The organism is Seonamhaeicola sp. S2-3, from assembly GCF_001971785.1.
Classification (GTDB): Bacteria; Bacteroidota; Bacteroidia; order Flavobacteriales; family Flavobacteriaceae; genus Seonamhaeicola.
In genome coordinates, this window is the sequence record NZ_CP019389.1 from 2,583,537 (window position 1) to 2,599,911 (window position 16,375).

Annotated in this window: 17 protein-coding genes and 1 riboswitch; of the genes, 8 read left to right on the plus strand and 9 right to left on the minus strand. The window is 30.4% G+C overall.

The window, feature by feature from the left end; all coding sequences use genetic code 11:
- Positions 1 to 204: 204 nt before the first annotated feature.
- A riboswitch (cobalamin riboswitch) is annotated at positions 205 to 424 on the plus strand.
- Positions 425 to 492: 68 nt separating this feature from the next.
- Positions 493 to 2,364, plus strand: coding sequence for a TonB-dependent siderophore receptor (locus BWZ22_RS11205; RefSeq protein WP_076700060.1), 1,872 nt, complete (start codon positions 493 to 495; stop codon positions 2,362 to 2,364).
- 82 nt (positions 2,365 to 2,446) lie between these two features.
- Here the strand turns inward: BWZ22_RS11205 and BWZ22_RS11210 are convergent, their stop codons facing one another.
- From BWZ22_RS11210 to BWZ22_RS11220, 3 genes are read right to left on the minus strand one after another with little or no spacing between them, the layout of a single operon-like run.
- Positions 2,447 to 3,163 (minus strand): ATP-binding protein, encoded by a 717-nt coding sequence (locus tag BWZ22_RS11210; RefSeq protein WP_076700062.1) that lies wholly within the window; start codon positions 3,161 to 3,163, stop codon positions 2,447 to 2,449.
- Positions 3,156 to 4,637, minus strand: a complete 1,482-nt coding sequence (locus BWZ22_RS11215; protein ID WP_076700063.1) for a S41 family peptidase — start codon at positions 4,635 to 4,637, stop codon at positions 3,156 to 3,158. The genes BWZ22_RS11210 and BWZ22_RS11215 overlap by 8 nt, the downstream gene beginning before the upstream one ends.
- A 12-nt stretch (positions 4,638 to 4,649) precedes the next feature.
- Complete coding sequence (locus tag BWZ22_RS11220) at positions 4,650 to 6,167, minus strand: S41 family peptidase (protein ID WP_076700065.1); 1,518 nt, start codon at positions 6,165 to 6,167, stop codon at positions 4,650 to 4,652.
- A 331-nt stretch (positions 6,168 to 6,498) separates the two neighbouring features.
- Between BWZ22_RS11220 and BWZ22_RS11225 the strand changes: the two genes are divergently transcribed.
- The 4 genes from BWZ22_RS11225 to BWZ22_RS11240 all read left to right on the plus strand — a co-directional run bounded on the left by BWZ22_RS11225 (position 6,499) and on the right by BWZ22_RS11240 (position 8,736).
- The gene (locus tag BWZ22_RS11225) at positions 6,499 to 7,008 is read left to right on the plus strand and encodes an RNA polymerase sigma factor (protein ID WP_076700066.1); all 510 of its coding nucleotides are present in this window, start codon (positions 6,499 to 6,501) and stop codon (positions 7,006 to 7,008) included.
- Entirely contained in the window at positions 6,995 to 7,477 is a 483-nt protein-coding gene (locus BWZ22_RS11230; protein WP_076700068.1) for a hypothetical protein, read from the plus strand. Before BWZ22_RS11225 ends, BWZ22_RS11230 begins: the two co-directional genes overlap by 14 nt.
- A gap of 114 nt (positions 7,478 to 7,591) precedes the next feature.
- Complete coding sequence (locus BWZ22_RS11235) at positions 7,592 to 8,176, plus strand: DUF4252 domain-containing protein (RefSeq protein ID WP_232225144.1); 585 nt, start codon at positions 7,592 to 7,594, stop codon at positions 8,174 to 8,176.
- Between the two features lie 17 nt (positions 8,177 to 8,193).
- A complete protein-coding gene (locus BWZ22_RS11240; RefSeq protein WP_076700071.1) occupies positions 8,194 to 8,736 on the plus strand; it encodes a DUF4252 domain-containing protein in 543 nt (180 codons plus the stop codon).
- A gap of 59 nt (positions 8,737 to 8,795) precedes the next feature.
- Here BWZ22_RS11240 and BWZ22_RS11245 read toward each other — a convergent pair whose 3' ends face one another.
- From BWZ22_RS11245 to BWZ22_RS11255, 3 genes are all read right to left on the minus strand, one after another.
- A complete protein-coding gene (locus tag BWZ22_RS11245; protein ID WP_076700072.1) occupies positions 8,796 to 9,002 on the minus strand; it encodes a hypothetical protein in 207 nt (68 codons plus the stop codon).
- A 9-nt stretch (positions 9,003 to 9,011) separates the two neighbouring features.
- Positions 9,012 to 10,355, minus strand: a complete 1,344-nt coding sequence (purB, locus tag BWZ22_RS11250) for an adenylosuccinate lyase (RefSeq protein WP_076700074.1) — start codon at positions 10,353 to 10,355, stop codon at positions 9,012 to 9,014.
- A 96-nt stretch (positions 10,356 to 10,451) separates the two neighbouring features.
- Positions 10,452 to 11,018: an adenylosuccinate lyase gene (locus tag BWZ22_RS11255; RefSeq protein WP_076700075.1), complete on the minus strand. Its 567-nt coding sequence runs from the start codon at positions 11,016 to 11,018 to the stop codon at positions 10,452 to 10,454.
- Between the two features lie 49 nt (positions 11,019 to 11,067).
- Between BWZ22_RS11255 and BWZ22_RS11260 the strand changes: the two genes are divergently transcribed.
- Both BWZ22_RS11260 and BWZ22_RS11265 read left to right on the plus strand, forming a co-directional pair.
- Positions 11,068 to 11,541 carry a heme-binding domain-containing protein gene (locus tag BWZ22_RS11260; RefSeq protein ID WP_076700077.1) on the plus strand — a complete coding sequence of 158 codons (474 nt, stop codon included), beginning with the start codon at positions 11,068 to 11,070 and terminating at the stop codon, positions 11,539 to 11,541.
- Positions 11,542 to 11,551: 10 nt separating this feature from the next.
- Complete coding sequence (locus BWZ22_RS11265; RefSeq protein ID WP_076700078.1) at positions 11,552 to 12,790, plus strand: glycosyltransferase; 1,239 nt, start codon at positions 11,552 to 11,554, stop codon at positions 12,788 to 12,790.
- 3 nt (positions 12,791 to 12,793) lie between these two features.
- Here the strand turns inward: BWZ22_RS11265 and BWZ22_RS11270 are convergent, their stop codons facing one another.
- On the minus strand, positions 12,794 to 13,468 hold the full coding sequence (locus BWZ22_RS11270; RefSeq protein WP_076702468.1) for an NAD-dependent deacylase: 675 nt from the start codon (positions 13,466 to 13,468) through the stop codon (positions 12,794 to 12,796).
- Positions 13,468 to 14,700 carry a M48 family metallopeptidase gene (locus tag BWZ22_RS11275; protein WP_076700080.1) on the minus strand — a complete coding sequence of 411 codons (1,233 nt, stop codon included), beginning with the start codon at positions 14,698 to 14,700 and terminating at the stop codon, positions 13,468 to 13,470. Before BWZ22_RS11275 ends, BWZ22_RS11270 begins: the two co-directional genes overlap by 1 nt.
- A 39-nt stretch (positions 14,701 to 14,739) precedes the next feature.
- On the opposite strand from BWZ22_RS11275, the gene BWZ22_RS11280 reads away from it, so the two are divergent.
- Positions 14,740 to 15,396, plus strand: a complete 657-nt coding sequence (locus tag BWZ22_RS11280; RefSeq protein ID WP_076700081.1) for an RNA methyltransferase — start codon at positions 14,740 to 14,742, stop codon at positions 15,394 to 15,396.
- Between the two features lie 52 nt (positions 15,397 to 15,448).
- Here the strand turns inward: BWZ22_RS11280 and BWZ22_RS11285 are convergent, their stop codons facing one another.
- On the minus strand, positions 15,449 to 16,222 hold the full coding sequence (locus tag BWZ22_RS11285; RefSeq protein WP_076700083.1) for a carboxypeptidase-like regulatory domain-containing protein: 774 nt from the start codon (positions 16,220 to 16,222) through the stop codon (positions 15,449 to 15,451).
- Positions 16,223 to 16,375 lie beyond the last annotated feature (153 nt).

Here is a 16,375-nt window from a genome sequence, read left to right on the forward strand (position 1 = left end):
GTGTTATGTGACAATTGTCACGTTTTTTCAATTTAAAGATAGCTACTTTTGGAAAAAATAAACCATGCGAGACGGTTCAAATTTAACAATATATATAGTAGCTGGAGTTATAATAGCTCATTTTCTTGTGGGTTTTATTTACCTTATTTATAAAATGAATAAGAAAAAGTAATTTTTATAATCACTGAAATAATTAAAAGAAGTATTTTTGCAGCGAAATTTGGTTCAGCTTAGTTTTTCTAAGCAGATTAAAAGGGAATCTGGTGCAAATCCAGAACTGTTCCCGCAACTGTAAGTTTGTGCTGATTTATTCAGCTCCTTAATAAAAAAAGGATGTTATCATCTACAAAACCACTGGTTAACACTGGGAAGGTAAGATAACATAAAACAAGTCAGGAGACCTGCCATTTTCAAAACAATTAAGTTAAACTTTCGGGATAAAAGTTTGCGTATGATATTTCCATGCGATTCTCGATTAAATTATTTTTTTAAATGAAAAAAACAAATGTTTTTGGTATACTGTGTTTAGGTATATCAATGTTTGGATTAGCACAAGAAAAACAAGCTAATTCGGCAAAAGTAGAGCAATTAGATGAAGTTGTTATTACCGATTCACGATTTGCACTTAAACGTGAAAACTCTGGTAAAACGGTTGTTAAAATTTCAAAAAAAGAAATTGAAAATAACCAAGGCAAAACAGTTGCAGAATTAATTAATACAAAAAGTGGTATTGAGATTAACGGATCTAGAAGTGCAGCTGGACAAAACATAGGAAGTTACATAAGAGGAGGAAGTAACAGGCAAGTTTTAGTATTAATTGATGGGGTTCAGGTTAATGATCCATCAGCAGTTTCAAATGATTTTGATTTAAGATTTTTAGACTTAAATTCTATAGAATCTATAGAAATTATTAAGGGAGCAGCAAGTGTTTTATACGGAAATGCCGCAGCCACAGCAGTAATTAATATTACTACTAAAAAAGCCTCAGATAATACAATTTCTGGAAGTTTTTTAACGGTAGTTGGTACTAATCAAACTCAAGACAATCAAAATTACAATGCTTCTAATTTTACTAATAATGTTACAGTAAACGGAAGGTTAAACAAGTTTACATACATTGCTGGTTTTGGTAATAATTATGCCGATGGCTTATCGGCAGCGAAATCTGATAACCCAGAAGAAGATGTGTTTTCTAGGTATAATACAAATTTAAAATTAGGCTATGAAATAAGTGATAATTTTGAAGTTACGGCTTTTGCTAGTCATGATAAATTTAAAACCGATATTGATGGGTATCCTGCTCCTACCTATACTTTTGCAGATACAGATGATAAATATATTTCAAAACAAACAAGGGTAGGGGTGTCTCCTAAATACACTTATGAGAATGGGAGTATTAATGTAAATGCTGCTTTTACTACAATTGATAGAGAAACTATTTCAAATTATAGTAGTACCTATGAAGCTGAAAGTTTTGTTGTTGATGCTTTTAATAAGTATAATTTCAATAATAAATTTTATACTATTCTTGGTTTAAATTATGGTGATTACACTAGTTTTTTTGCTGAAGACAAAAATTACACAACAACAGACCCATATATAAATGTGGTTTACGTGTCTGATTACGGATTTAATTTAAATGCTGGAGCACGTTTAAATAACCATAGTGAATATGGTTCCCATTTTGTATACAGTTTAAATCCATCATATAAAATAGATGTTAATGATGGTTATGCTAAGTTATTTGGATCTTATGCTACTTCTTTTATAGCACCAAATTTATCTCAGTTGTTTGGGTTTTATGGCGCTAATCCAGATTTAGAGCCAGAGGAAAATATTACTATTGAAGGAGGTTTAGAGTTTAATAATAAAAAGGGATTACAGGTTAATGCACTTTATTTTAATAGAAAAGAAGACAATACCATTATTTATACAACTGGTTATGAAAATGCTACAACAGATGCTACAGTACATGGTGTAGAGGTTGAAACTCAAATAGCGTTAATTGAAAATTTATCGTTAAACGCAAATTATACCTTTACTGAAGTAAAAGATGGTGTGCGATTAAGAATACCAAAGCAAAAAATTAATGCAGGATTAGGTTATGATTTTAGTGAAAATACATTTGCTTCTGTGAATTATCAGTTTGTGGGAGAGCGAACAGATACTGATTTTTCAACGTATCAAAATGTAGATTTAGATAATTTCTCTTTAATAGATTTATATTTCAGTCAAAAATTAGTAAAGAATAAAGTGAAACTTTTTGCAAGTATAACAAACTTGTTTAATGAAGATTATTTTGAAATTTTAGGTTATACCACAAAAGGAAGAAATGTAAGTTTAGGGTTAAACTTGAATTTATAATCTTAAAATTTTATTAAGGTTCTGAAACAAATTCAGAATGACAAAACATTAAAAGTCGTTATAATTTAAGTTATAGCGACTTTTATTTTGGTATTAAATCACAATACCAAACGCCATAGGTGTCAGATTCGCAAACAGAATTGTTAGTTTTAGGATTAGCGTATTCACGGTAAACTTTATCTCCTATTTCAAAACTGATAGGGTTTTTAAATATAGGGCCATCAAAGCAAAAGGTATGAAACTCGCCATTTTCACCACAAGGATCAACATCTTCTGGTAGGTTATTAATAAAATCTTTGTTGATAACAGTGCCAACAAAATCTTCATTAAAATATTTAGAATTGGCACAAACTACAATGGTTTTAAAGCCTAAATTAAGAAATTCATTTAAAAGTTCTTTTGTATTGCGTTTCCAAATAGGGAAGACAGCTTTAAGACCTTGTTTTGTTAATTGGTTTTCACGGTAAGTTCTTAAATCTTCTAAAAAAATATCACCAAAGGCAGTATGTGTAAAGCCATCACTTTTTAACCTAGAAACTGTTTTATTCATAATAGTTTCATAGGTTACCATATCTGGCATTTCAGGTAATTTTATAAAGTTAGATTTAATACCAATAGCATTTGTTTGCGCTAGTAACAATTCATTTCTAAGTCCGTGCATAGATACCCTATTGTAATGACTATTAACTGTAGTAATTAATTCATCTACCGTATAATTTTCATTTTGTAATAGGTGGTATAATGCAAGTGCAGAGTCTTTACCAGAACTCCAGTTAAAGTAAGTTTTATGTTTATTCAAAAATGAGTTGGTTTATTATGTTTTTTGGTAATGGTTTATCATTTATAAGCTTGCCTTTAATAGAATTTATAGGTTCTATATCATCAATTTGTATAAGGCTTTTACTTTTTGTGCTTAGCTTGCCATTTCCTGTTATTTGACTAATGGCTTCTGCTAAAAGGGGTTCGTTTTCATCACCTAAAACACCTAAATTGGTTCTAGTTTCGTTTAGGTAGGTGTTTGGTTCTAAGCCATCAAAAAAATCGGTATTATCATCAACATTGGCGTATTTAAAAATTAAAGGTTGCAATGCGTAAGTGTGGTTTGGGTTGGCGCCTTCTTTACCAAAATCTGATGAATCATATAATGTGGTAGACCCTTGGTATTTACCTCTTGTATTGGTGCCAATTTGAACAACATTAATATAGGGGCTTAAAGAGTTAATGACTAACTCGCTAGCAGAGGCAGTCCAAGAGGTTGTTAAAACATATAGATTGTTTAGATTTAAACTGTTTAGAGACATACCGTCTTCATTGTCAATAAATCTATCTAATAAATATTCGGGGTCATCATTTTCAAACAGTGTATGTAATTCGTTGTTGTAAAATCTTTTATTAAGAATTTCTCCTGTAAATTGTCCTGTAATTAGGCTAGTCATTAAAATAGCTTTAGAGTTGTAACCTCCAGAGTTGTATCTTAAATCTAGTACTAAATTGGTAATGCCTTCGCTTTTAAAAGTTGAAAATACATCGTTGAGTTCAGAAGAACTTCCGTTAAACCCCGTATACATTAAATACCCAATTTTTTGTCCATCAACATTTAAAACTTTACTGGTATGAATGGGGTTTTCTGTAAATTCTTCTTTTGTAAGTGTTATGCTTGTACCTAAAGGCGTTACCGTATCATCATCTGTTTCTGTAGTGCCGTTGGTGTTATAGGTGCCTAAATCTATACTGTAACTATTGGCATTGAATAACGAATAATTATTATCTATTGATGAGTTGTAATATAATTGGGTTCCATTAACTGCATAAAAAATATCACCTCTTTTTAAACCTTGTAAATCTGCGTTACTACCAGGTAATACGTACAGAACAATACCATATCTAACAGGGTCTGTGTTAGACCGTTTAATTGTGGTGAACTGCATACCATTAGTAAGAGTTGTTCCGTTTAAAAGCGCTTCATTTTCAAAGTAATTATCTGTAATCCAGCTAAACCTATCAATAGTTTCGCGCTCATAAATTAAACTTTCAAACAATTCTTCAGGTGAAGTATAAGCGTTTAAATACTCTGTATATTCTTCATTACTTGAAAAACGATTGTTAGCTAAATCTGGAACTTCATCTTTGTATAGATAAAAAACATTCATGCCTTTCCATACAAAATCATTTATTTCACTGGCAGAAATTTCGCTATCATCATTGTCTTCAAAACAAGATGTAAAAAGTAATAAGTAACAAAAAAGAGGTATACTATATTTTAATATTTTCATTTAGCGTTTTGGTTATTTTACAGGAAAATCTTTATACATGTTTTTTCCTAATAAAGTAAAGTCTTTTGAATCTGCTAATATTTTTGCGTCAATTCCCTTAATATCTTTTTTAGATGATTTAGATGTTGCACCTGTAATAAGTTCTATGGCTTTAGCTAAAAAAGGTTCTGAAACATCACCTAGTACACCTAAATTATTAATATTTTCACCTTCATAGACACTGCCAGAACTGGTTTCATAAGTAATGGTATAATCGGGTGTAAGTCCGTCATAATAGTCAGATTCATCATTTGCATTAGCTGATTTGTATACTAATGGTTGTATAGCATATTTGTGGTTAGGGTTAGCATTCTCCTTACTAAAATTACTAGAATCATATAGGGTAACAGAAGCAGTGTATTTTCCAGTTGTAGTTGTACCTATATGTGTTACATCTATATAAGGGCTTAAACCATTAATTATTAGCTCACTTGCAGAAGCAGAACTGCTTGTAGCTAAAATGTACACTTTATTTAGGTTTAATGATGAAATTGGGCTTGTTTCATCTGATAACGTATCGGTAAAATTATTTATAAGACTTTCTGGACTGTAAGTTTCAAAATAAGCTTGGTATTTATTATTCCAAATTTCTTTAGAAAAAACTTGGTTTGTAAATTGTCCAGTAATCATGCTAGCTAAATTAATAGCAGAACTTACATAACCGCCAGGGTTATATCTTAAGTCTAAGACTAGTTCTGTAACACCTTCTGCTTTAAAATTTGTAAAAACAGTATTAAGTTCTTCGTCAAAATCGGCAATAAATTGGTTGTACATTAAATAACCAATTTTATAACCATCTGTTTCTATTACTTTATTTATTAAAATGGGGTTTTCTGTAAATTCTGTTTTGGTAAGTGAAACAGTTTTTCCGTTTAAATAAACCGAACTATCGGTTATATCTGCCATACCTAGAGTATAGGTATCATTGGTTCCAAACAATAAATCATAATAGTTATTTACGGTTAATTGTTCTCCATCAACGGTTAGAAAAAAATCTCCTCTGGAAATATCTTTTGTTGCTGCATCGGAATTATTTGCAACATACCTAACATAACCTAAAATATCATCAGAAGAAGAAAGTTTTAATAGCTGAAAATCTAATCCGTTGCTTTTAGAGATACCACTAAAAGAGTTTTCTAATTCAACATAATCATCTACAATAAAACTAAATTTATCAACTACATCCTTTTGATAAAGTAAATCATCAAATAAACTTTCTGGTGTGCTATAGCTATTTAAAAATGTATAGTATGCATCATTATCTATGAATTTATTGTCCCGTAAATTAGGAACTTCACTTTGCCATAAATAAATTTCATTTAAACCTAACCAAACAAAGTCGTTTACTTCATTGTCTAGTGTAATGGGTTCTTCAATTTCATCGTCGTCATTAATATCATCATTGTTGTCGGTAGAACTACAGTTAAAAAGAATTATGGAAAAACTTAGGAAAAAACTGAGTAAAAGGAAGTTGGGAGAATTATCTTTCATATTTTAAAATATGCTATTATTGTGATATAAAAACCTAAAATTACGTACATTATTGTTTAATAAAAAATTAAATGTTGAATTCTAGTCTAGAAGTATAAGTTAATAGTTTTTATGATAGATGAATGACATTAATAGATTATCCTGCGTAAGGGATTGAGGCATTTGTTGAAGCTCCCTGAGGCACGAGGGAGCGACTGCCGAAAGCCCGACCCGACTTGGGAGGGTTACGCCCAAATTATTTTTTTTTAATATAGTTGTAACAAAATAAATTCTGGTTCGTCGTAATAACAAATAGCAGAAAAGCTATTAACTCAACCAAACCAAACCCAAAATGACTCAAACAGAGTTTTTAAATATTGTAATGCCTTTTAAAGATAAAGTATTTCGTTTAGCAAAACGTTTGCTTGTATCTACTGAAGAGGCTGAAGATGCAACTCAAGAAGTTCTGTTAAAATTATGGAATAACAAAGCCAAAATTAAAGAGTATAAAAATGTAGAGGCGTTTTCTATGACTATGACTAAGAATTTTTGTTTTGATAAATTAAAATCTAAACAAGCTCAAAACTTAAAAATTGTTCATAGCAATTATGAAGAAAAAAACACACCACTACAAAAACAAGTTGAGTTAAATGATAGTGTAAGTTGGGTAGGAAAAATTATAGAAGATTTACCAGAACAGCAACGTATGATAATTCAATTACGAGATATTGAGGAGTACGATTTAGATGAAATAGCAAAAATGCTTGATATGAAAAACACCGCAGTACGTGTAGCCTTATCAAGAGCAAGAAAAACAATAAGAGAAAAATTAACTAATACGCATAATTATGGTATTAAATAATATAGAAAAATTACTAAAAAAATACGAGAACGGTGAAACCACTCTAAAAGAAGAGCAACAGTTAAAAAACTATTTTTCTCAAGAAACTGTAGCGCCACATTTAGAAATGTATAAGCCTATGTTCAACTATTTTTTAGCAAATAAACAAGAGCAGTTTACCAAAGACGTTCCATTAAAAACTAAGCGCATATTTAATTACAAATGGATTTCTGTCGCAGCTGTAGCAGTTCTTATGTTAGGGTTTTACTTTAATAGTTCAATAATTACAGATGATTGTAATGAATTAGGAACTTATTGTGAACCAGAACAAGCTCTAGAAGAAGTAACAAAACAATTGGCTATGATTTCTAATCACTTCAACAAAGGTACGCAAGCAGTTGGGTATTTAAAAGAAGTAGACAAAGGAACAGCCGCTTTAGGTTACTTAAATGAGATTGAAAATACTACCAGTATTATTTTTAAAAAATAACAGTTAAAAAAGAACAAAATGAAATGAGCATTGTAGAAAGCTTCACAAGTTAAATACAGAAGAATACCATGCGAATTACATTTTAACAATTAAGAACAATTAAAGATTAATAAAATGAAGACAAATTCAAATAAAATAAAGATGAACAACAGATTGATAATGTTTATAATGACCATTATGTTAGTGCCATTAACAGGAATGGCACAAAAGAACATTTTTGAAAAATATAGTGATAACCCCAATGTTACCTATGTAAATATAAAACCAAAAATGTTTCAAATGATAGCTAAGGTAGGTGTAGATACTAGTGATCCTGAAGCAAAAGCATTTATAGATATGGTAAAAAGTATTACCAGTTTTAAAACCATAGTCACAGATAATAAAACAATTTCAACAGATATCTCTAAATGGGTAAAATCTCGTTCTAATTCTTTAGAAGAATTAATGGAAGTTAGAGATGATGGCAGTGAAGTAAAATTTTATGTAAAAGAAGGAAAAGATGCAGACCACGTAAAAGAACTTCTAATTTTTGTAAATGGAATAGATAACGTAATGGATGACAAAATTGAAATTAATGGTAAAGAACGAAAAATAGAAACCGTAGTAGTATCATTTACTGGCGATATTGATTTAAATGAAATATCTAAATTAACAGAAAAAATGAATATTCCAGCAGGACAACATTTAGAAAAAAAATAAACAACTAATCATCAATCATGCAACGAACAGTTAAATATTTATTAAGCACCATTTTAACCGCAGTTTTTTTAGTAAGCTGCGGTGATGGTGTTAGTTTACAGCGCTATTACGTAGATAACCAAGAAACTGAAAATTTTATCACTCAAGATATACCAATTTCTATGGTAGAACTAGATAAAACAAATTTTACTGAAGCGCAACATGAAGCCTATAACTCTGTAAAACGACTAAATTTTTTAGGATATAAAGCATCTGATACAAATATTGAAACTTATAACAAAGAGTTAGCAACGGTTAAAACCATTTTGAATGATGATAAGTATCAAGACTTAATGGAGTTTAGTGATAGAGGTAGAAAAATAGTTGTAAAATATATTGGCGATGATGAAGAAGCCGATGAAATTGTAGTTTTTGGGAGCGCTAAAGAAATGGGGTTTGCTATTGTTAGAATATTAGGAAATAACATGAGTCCAGAAAAAATGGGTGTTTTGTTGCATAGTTTACAAAACGCAAATGTTAATGAAAGTCAAGTGCAAGATATTATGAATTTCTTTAAGTAGATTTTATATTTTAAATGTTAATAAAAAAGGCTTGGCTATAATTATAGACAAGCCTTTTTTTATTCCTCTACTATAATTTCTTCGCTTTTTTCTTCTTCTTTAACTTTAAAAGATTTCACCGTAATAAGGTTAATAATAATGGCTAAAAAAATAATAGTAAGAATAGTTAATACCAAGAAATTATCTAAAATATCTAACATGCCAGAAACAAACATGCCCCCAACCCAAAGGCCACAGAATAATAAAGATTGTTTATCGGTTAACATAATTAATTTTTAAATACCAGTATAGTTACTAGGAGTAATACGTTTTAATTCCTCTTTTATTGTATCAGACACCTCTAAAGTATCAATAAAATTTGAAATAGAATCTTGATTAATTTTTTCGTTTGTTCTTGTTAATCCTTTTAATGCCTCGTAAGGGTTTGGATATCCTTCTCTACGTAAAATGGTTTGAATAGCCTCTGCAACTACAGCCCAATTATTTTCAAGGTCTGCAGCAAATTTACTTTTGTTTAATAATAATTTGTTTAAACCTTTTAAAGTAGATTTAAAGCCTATAATTGTATGTCCAAAAGGAACACCTACGTTACGTAAAACGGTACTATCAGTTAAATCGCGTTGTAATCTAGAAATAGGTAGTTTAGCAGACAAGTGTTCAAAAATAGCGTTGGCAATTCCTAAGTTTCCTTCACTGTTTTCAAAATCAATAGGGTTTACTTTATGTGGCATTGCAGAACTTCCTACTTCGCCCTTTTTTATTTTTTGTTTAAAGTAATCCATTGACACGTAGGTCCACACATCTCTATCTAAATCAATAAGGATGGTGTTAATACGTTTTAAACAATCAAATAACGCCGCCATATGGTCATAATGCTCAATTTGTGTTGTTGGAAACGAGTGGTGTAACCCTAATTTTTCTTGTACAAAAGAGTCTCCAAAAGCTTTCCAATCAATATCTGGGTAAGCTACATGATGAGCATTAAAATTTCCTGTAGCACCACCAAATTTTGCAGCACTAGGTATATCGTTTAATAAATTAAATTGTTCTTCTAAACGGGTTACAAAAACCGCAATTTCTTTACCTAAACGGGTTGGCGATGCTGGCTGACCGTGTGTTCTTGCTAGCATAGGAACCTCTGCCCATTCTTTGGTTAATTCCTTTAGTTTTTCTAAAACGGTGAAATATTCTGGAACATAAACATTGTTCATTGCTTCCTTAATACTTAAAGGAATGGCCGTATTGTTGATGTCTTGTGAGGTTAATCCAAAATGGATAAATTCTTTGTATTGAGATAACCCTAAGGCGTCAAATTTTTCTTTTATAAAGTATTCAACCGCTTTAACATCATGGTTGGTAACACTTTCAATTTTTTTAATAGCTAAAGCATCTTCCGAAGAAAAATCTTTATAAATAGTTCTTAATTCATCAAAAAGAACATGGTCAACATCTGCTAGTTGTGGTAAAGGTATTTCACAAAGCGCAATAAAGTATTCAATTTCAACTAAAACACGATATTTTATTAAGGCTTCTTCAGAAAAAAAAGGAGCTAAAGCGTCTGCTTTACTTCTATAACGTCCATCTATTGGAGAGATGGCATTTAATACAGATAATGACATATTTAATGTGAATTTTAAGAAGTTGCAAAGATATAATTTTTAGATGGAAGCTAGAAGTTTGTTCCCCTAAGTTTTTTAATATTGGTAACTTCTTTATTAGGCTTTTTTAATTTTTTTAAGAATATGTCTTGCTCTTGCTTTAAATGCTGCGGTTTGATTAGAAAAATCTCGTTCTAGAATGGTAATTAATTCTGGGTAAATCCAGTCATATTCTTTTCCAAAAAGAAAAAGTGTAGACATGCTATAAGCTTTAGGAGCTACTTTTTCATCATTAATCATATAGTCAAAGCAGGTTTCAATAATGCGTTCTTTATGGGTTGTACTTAATGCTGTCTTAATTTTATTGTCATCATTACAGGTATAAGCATTAGCAATAAGCTCGCAAATTTTAGCAATAGGCCTTACGGCAGAATCTAAATGAACTTTATGAATATTTTTGGTAAAGAAATCTAAATGCGGAATAATGGCTTCAATATCATCAGAACACATAAACTCAAAAACCCAAGCGGCACGCGGTGATATTTTGTCGTCTACTTTAAAAAGTATTTCTAATAATTTAGAAACTAACGTGGGGTTATTTATTACTAAATTAGCGTAGTAAGTTCTTTTTTCACGCGAGTGATTTACGTAGTTTAATTCGTTGTAAAGTTCGGTGGTAGTCAAACGGAATTTTATTACTTTTAAAAAGTAAATTTATAAGAAATATTTTAGAATGAAAACCTCAAAGAAAATCTTGTTAGCATTGTTAATTGTTTTTGTGATTGCTCAATTTTTTGGCCCAGAAAAAAATAACGGAGATATAACAAGTATTGAACCGTTTTTAGCAGAAACAAAACCACCTCAAGAGGTGAGTTTAATATTGAAAGAGGCTTGTTTAGATTGCCATAGTGATGTAACAAGGTATCCATGGTATAGCAATATTACACCAGTAAATTATTGGTTAGCAGATCATATTAAGGATGGAAAAAAACATTTTAATGTCTCAAATTGGGAAGGTAATTCTATAAAACGAAAAGACCACAAATTTGAAGAATTAATAGAAGAGGTTGAAGGAAAAGAAATGCCATTAAAGTCTTATACATGGACGCATACCAACGCTAAATTAACAGAAGCTCAAATTCAATCGGTGGTAGATTGGGCAAAAAATGTACGCTTAATGTACAGTATGAAACCTAAACCAGAATAGGTTAAGCGCTATGCAAAAAAACTTATTGATTATTGGTTTTGTATGGCCAGAGCCTAAAAGTTCTGCTGCTGGTAGCAGAATGATGCAATTAATTGAAGCATTCCTACGGGCTAAATATCAAATAACTTTTGCCTCAGCCTGTGCAAAATCAGACAACGCTTTTAATCTTGAAAGCATTGGAGTTTCGCAAGTTTCTATTGAATTAAATAGTTCTAGTTTTGATGATTTTGTTAAAGCTTTAAATCCAGAAGTAGTTTTGTTTGATAGGTTTATGACCGAAGAACAATTTGGGTGGCGCGTTGCAGAACAATGCCCCAATGCCATTAGAATTTTAGATACCGAAGATTTACATTGTTTAAGGCGTGGTAGAGAACAAGCTTATAAAGATAAATTTTCGTTTGAAAAAAAATATCTGTTTAATGATACGGCAAAGCGAGAAATAGCCAGTATTTATAGATGTGATTTAAGTTTAATTATTTCAGAAGTTGAAATGGAAATTCTTAAAAATGATTTTAAAGTAGATAAATCAATTTTAATGTATTTACCATTTATGTTGAGTGAAATTTCTGTTGAAACAATAAAAAGTTTAGCAAAGTTTAATAAACGGAAGCATTTTATAACCATAGGTAATTTTTTGCATAAACCAAATTATAATGCAGTTTTATATTTAAAAGAAACTATTTGGCCTTTAATTAAAAAGAAACTTCCAAAGGCAGAATTACATATTTATGGTGCTTACTGCTCAAATAAAATAAGCCAATTAAATAATGAGAAACAAGGTTTTTTAATTAAAGGTTTTGCAGATGATGTTAACCAAGTTATGCAATGTGCTAAAGTGTGTTTAGCACCTATTAGGTTTGGGGCTGGTTTAAAAGGTAAATTGGTAGATGCTATGCAAAACGGTACGCCTTGTGTAACAACTTCGGTTGGAGCAGAGGGGATGTTTGGAAATATAGAACCAAACGGATTTATAGAAGATAATCTTGAAGCGTTTGCAAAAAAAGCTGTTCAATTATATCAAAATGAAACGCTTTGGAAAGAAAAGCAGCAAAATGGATTTAAAACTATAAATAACAGATTTAATAAAAATTATTTTGAAAAAGAACTTATTAAACAAGTAGAAATAATAAGCCAAGAATTAAACGCCCGAAGGTTAAACAACTTTACTGGACAAATGCTTCAGCATCATACACTTAATAGCGTGAAATTTATGAGTAAATGGATTGAAGAAAAAAATAGCACCCAATAAGTATTATAAGAAATTATTAATAACTTGCTTTATTCCAACTGTAGCAACTTCAGGAATAACCGTTACATTTTGATTATTTGACAACGCAGGTTTAGGGTCTATATAAAAAATAGGGGTGTCTTGAGTTACATAATGTATTAAACCTGCTGCCGGATACACTTGCATTGAGGTACCAATTATTATTAAAATATCTGCTGTTTCGCATATTTCAATGGCTTTATTAATCATGGGTACATCTTCTCCAAACCAAACTATATGCGGACGTAATTGGTAGCCTTTGCTACATAAATCACCTAAAACCAAATCGGTTTTCCATTCTTTTATATCGGTTTCATCAACAGTACTTCTAACCTTTAATAATTCGCCATGTAAGTGCAATACGTTAGTACTGCCAGCACGTTCATGTAAGTCATCTACGTTTTGGGTGATTATAGATACTTTATATTTGTTTTCTAATTTAGCTAAATCAATATGAGCGCTGTTAGGTTCAACTTCAAGTAGTTGGCGCCGTCTTTTATTGTAAAAATCTAAAACCAATTCTGGATTTTCTAAAAATCCTTGTGGTGATGCAACCTGCATAACATCATGTCCTTCCCATAAACCGTCATGATCTCTAAAGGTTTTAACACCACTTTCGGCACTCACACCCGCTCCTGTAAGTACTACTATATGTTTCATTAAATCTTTTTCCATTTATTATATGCTTCTGAATTCACTAAATCTAAAAGGTTGTTTTCTCCGTTTTCATCGGTTTCTTCAACAAATTCAATAAGGTCTGTTTTACTATAACCATCTGCTGTTAGAGATGATAAAAAATTAACACATTTAGTGTAATCTCCAACAATAGATAAAACGGTTAAATAAGATGAATGCCCTTCAAAAAAATCGGGGTAGTTATCAGATATATACTTAAAATATTCTAGAGATTTTTTGTAATTAGCTCTATCAAATTCTAAGTTTCCTTTTAAAAGGTTTAAGAAATCATCTCCAGTATCTGTTTCTAACCTAGTTATTAAAGATAAAGCAGTTTCGTAATTTTTGTTCATTAAATGATAATCTATTTGGCTTAAATACAGCGAGGAATCATCAGGATATTTGTCGGCAATGGTTTTCATAGCTTTTTTATAAGCTTCTTCGTTAACATTTGATGCACAAACAGCTTTAATAACTAAGAGAAACTTATCATATTGCAAATCTCCTTCTATTTTATTAAACATATTAAGCGCTTTTTCAAACTGTCCTTGGTTATGATAGTTAATAGCATTGGCCATTTTTATAAACTCCTCTGTGTTGTCTTTGCCAAATAAATCAAATAAGCTTGTTTTAGGGAGGTTATATATAAAAAATCTTCTAAAAGTTTTGCTTAATTCTTCACCAGATAAGTAAATGTAAATATCATTAAACATAAACTTACCATTTAAGCGAGATACTCTGTAATCATGGTAATTTATTCCTGTTAAAGAAGAATAAAGTCTAAAAAGCATATAGTAAGTTTGGTTGGTTTCATCATACCTGTAATTAACAAAATCATAGTATCCAGCACCATTTACCTCTTCCATAATTTTATTGGGAATAGATTTCATGCCTTGTTTTAAGCCTTTAAGAAATCCGGTTTTAAATTCTTTTATGTCTTTATCTTCTTCAAGATCTTTAGTAATTAAGTTTCCAAAAGATTCATAATCTAGCAGATTTAAATAGGTTTCTACACTGTTTTCAAAAATGGCATTTTGAAGCTCGTTACCCAGAGCTAGTACTTTTTCATCATTGGCTTCAGAGTTAGCAATTTTAGAAATTGTGTTATTAGAAAGTTTGGCACTTTGGGTGTTGTATTTGTTTTGAGAAAATGCTGTTGAAACTAATAAATAGGGTAGGCTAATTACAAAAAATATGGTTAATTTGAGACTGTTCATGTATTTGTATATTTATACTATAAATATAATTTTATTTTAATGATTGACATAAAATTAGTAGAGTATTTAGAAAGCTATTTAACCGAAAATAGAAGAACCCGTTTTAACAAGGTATTGTCTCAACGTACCAAACATTTCACGGTTGCTACAGAAGATGTATATCAACTACATAATACTAGTGCGGTTATAAGAAGTTGTGATGTATTTGGAATACAGGAGGTTAATATTGTTGAAGAGCAAAATACTAAACGAATTGATAGAGAAATTGCCATGGGCGCTCAAAAATGGGTAGATTTAAACAGATATCATTCGGTTAAAGATTGTATAACAGATTTAAAAAAAGAAGGGTATCAAATAGTAGCAACTACACCGCATACAAACGATTGTGAATTGCATGATTTTGATGTTACTAAAAAATCTTGTTTTTTCTTTGGAAGAGAAACCGAAGGTTTATCTGAAGAAGTTTTACAATCTGCAGACTGCTTTTTAAAAATACCTATGTTTGGTTTTACAGAGAGTTTAAATATATCGGTTTCAGCAGCTATTATATTGCAACATGTAACAACCAAGTTAAGACAAACTAATATAAATTGGCAACTTAGTGAAACCGAAATACATGAAAAAAAGCTAGACTGGATTGCTAAAACAATTAAAAGTTATGATGAAATTGTTGAGCGGTTTTATAAGCAAATGTAATTATTAAATAAAAAAGCTAGAATGATGAATTAAGAAGCGTGTAGCGTTATTTTTAAAGTCTTTTTCTGTTTCTACTAAGTAATTTGTATTCTTCGTAACATTCACTAATGGCATCAAGAATTTGTAAATCGTTAGCAGTTTGTATAAACCCTTTAGAGTAGTTACACTGACTTACAATTTCGTCTAAATCAACCTTCTCAACTTTTAAAAGCGCCGTAAGCATTTCTCTGTCAAAACGAGATGCCAAAAGATTTCTAATCTCATCATCTTGTTTCATCTTTTTTAGTTTTCGTAACTCGTTTGGTTTTTTACCAAACATACGGTGTAAGAAATCGGCAGGGTTAAAAATAGATCCAATTATTTTATTAATGGTAGTTGGTTTTGATGCTTCATAACCACTGCTAGGTAACCCAGAAATTTGATAACGGTAATTATTGTTAGGTTCTGGTACTTGCATAATATCTACCTCTAAATAACCAGTAAGCCTAAGTTGGTTTACAACTACTTCTTCTAAAGCAAGGGCTAACTCAGTTAATTTAATTTCAGAACTTCCAAACTTTAACCAGTCGTTAGTAACACGTACTTTTATAGATTTAAATCCTAAATAAGAAAAATGCAAGGTATCATTAACCTTTGCTGGAATTTTAAATTCACCTTTACTGTTTGTGGTGGTTCCTTTAACAGAATTTAGGTTAACAATATTTACACTCTCTAAAGGTTTGTCGTTAGCCGAATTTAAAACAACACCAATAGCTATTTCACCATCTTGTGCCATAACTATAGCAGATGTAAACAGTAAACAAATAACTAACAGGTAACCTTTCATAATATTAAATATAATTCTAAATTTTAATGTAAAAGTACTAAACTAAAAAGTAACGATACGTTTTGTGGCATTATTTGACTTAAAATTAACAAAACTGTATCGTTAAACAGTACTTTTTTAAAGTTAAATATCTTAAATTTATTTAAATTATAA

Bases quoted from the DNA above. Each gene is read 5' to 3' on its own strand.
- BWZ22_RS11205 (WP_076700060.1), top strand. From the start codon at position 493: ATGAAAAAAACAAATGTTTTTGGTATACTGTGTTTAGGTATATCAATG.
- BWZ22_RS11225 (WP_076700066.1), top strand. From the start codon at position 6,499: ATGACTCAAACAGAGTTTTTAAATATTGTAATGCCTTTTAAAGATAAA.
- BWZ22_RS11215 (WP_076700063.1), bottom strand. From the start codon at position 4,637: ATGAAAATATTAAAATATAGTATACCTCTTTTTTGTTACTTATTACTT.
- BWZ22_RS11240 (WP_076700071.1), top strand. From the start codon at position 8,194: ATGCAACGAACAGTTAAATATTTATTAAGCACCATTTTAACCGCAGTT.
- BWZ22_RS11245 (WP_076700072.1), bottom strand. From the start codon at position 9,002: ATGTTAACCGATAAACAATCTTTATTATTCTGTGGCCTTTGGGTTGGG.
- BWZ22_RS11285 (WP_076700083.1), bottom strand. From the start codon at position 16,222: ATGAAAGGTTACCTGTTAGTTATTTGTTTACTGTTTACATCTGCTATA.
- BWZ22_RS11235 (WP_232225144.1), top strand. From the start codon at position 7,592: ATGAAGACAAATTCAAATAAAATAAAGATGAACAACAGATTGATAATG.
- BWZ22_RS11270 (WP_076702468.1), bottom strand. From the start codon at position 13,468: ATGAAACATATAGTAGTACTTACAGGAGCGGGTGTGAGTGCCGAAAGT.
- BWZ22_RS11280 (WP_076700081.1), top strand. From the start codon at position 14,740: ATGATTGACATAAAATTAGTAGAGTATTTAGAAAGCTATTTAACCGAA.
- BWZ22_RS11230 (WP_076700068.1), top strand. From the start codon at position 6,995: ATGGTATTAAATAATATAGAAAAATTACTAAAAAAATACGAGAACGGT.
- BWZ22_RS11260 (WP_076700077.1), top strand. From the start codon at position 11,068: ATGAAAACCTCAAAGAAAATCTTGTTAGCATTGTTAATTGTTTTTGTG.
- BWZ22_RS11265 (WP_076700078.1), top strand. From the start codon at position 11,552: ATGCAAAAAAACTTATTGATTATTGGTTTTGTATGGCCAGAGCCTAAA.
- purB (WP_076700074.1), bottom strand. From the start codon at position 10,355: ATGTCATTATCTGTATTAAATGCCATCTCTCCAATAGATGGACGTTAT.
- BWZ22_RS11220 (WP_076700065.1), bottom strand. From the start codon at position 6,167: ATGAAAGATAATTCTCCCAACTTCCTTTTACTCAGTTTTTTCCTAAGT.
- BWZ22_RS11275 (WP_076700080.1), bottom strand. From the start codon at position 14,700: ATGAACAGTCTCAAATTAACCATATTTTTTGTAATTAGCCTACCCTAT.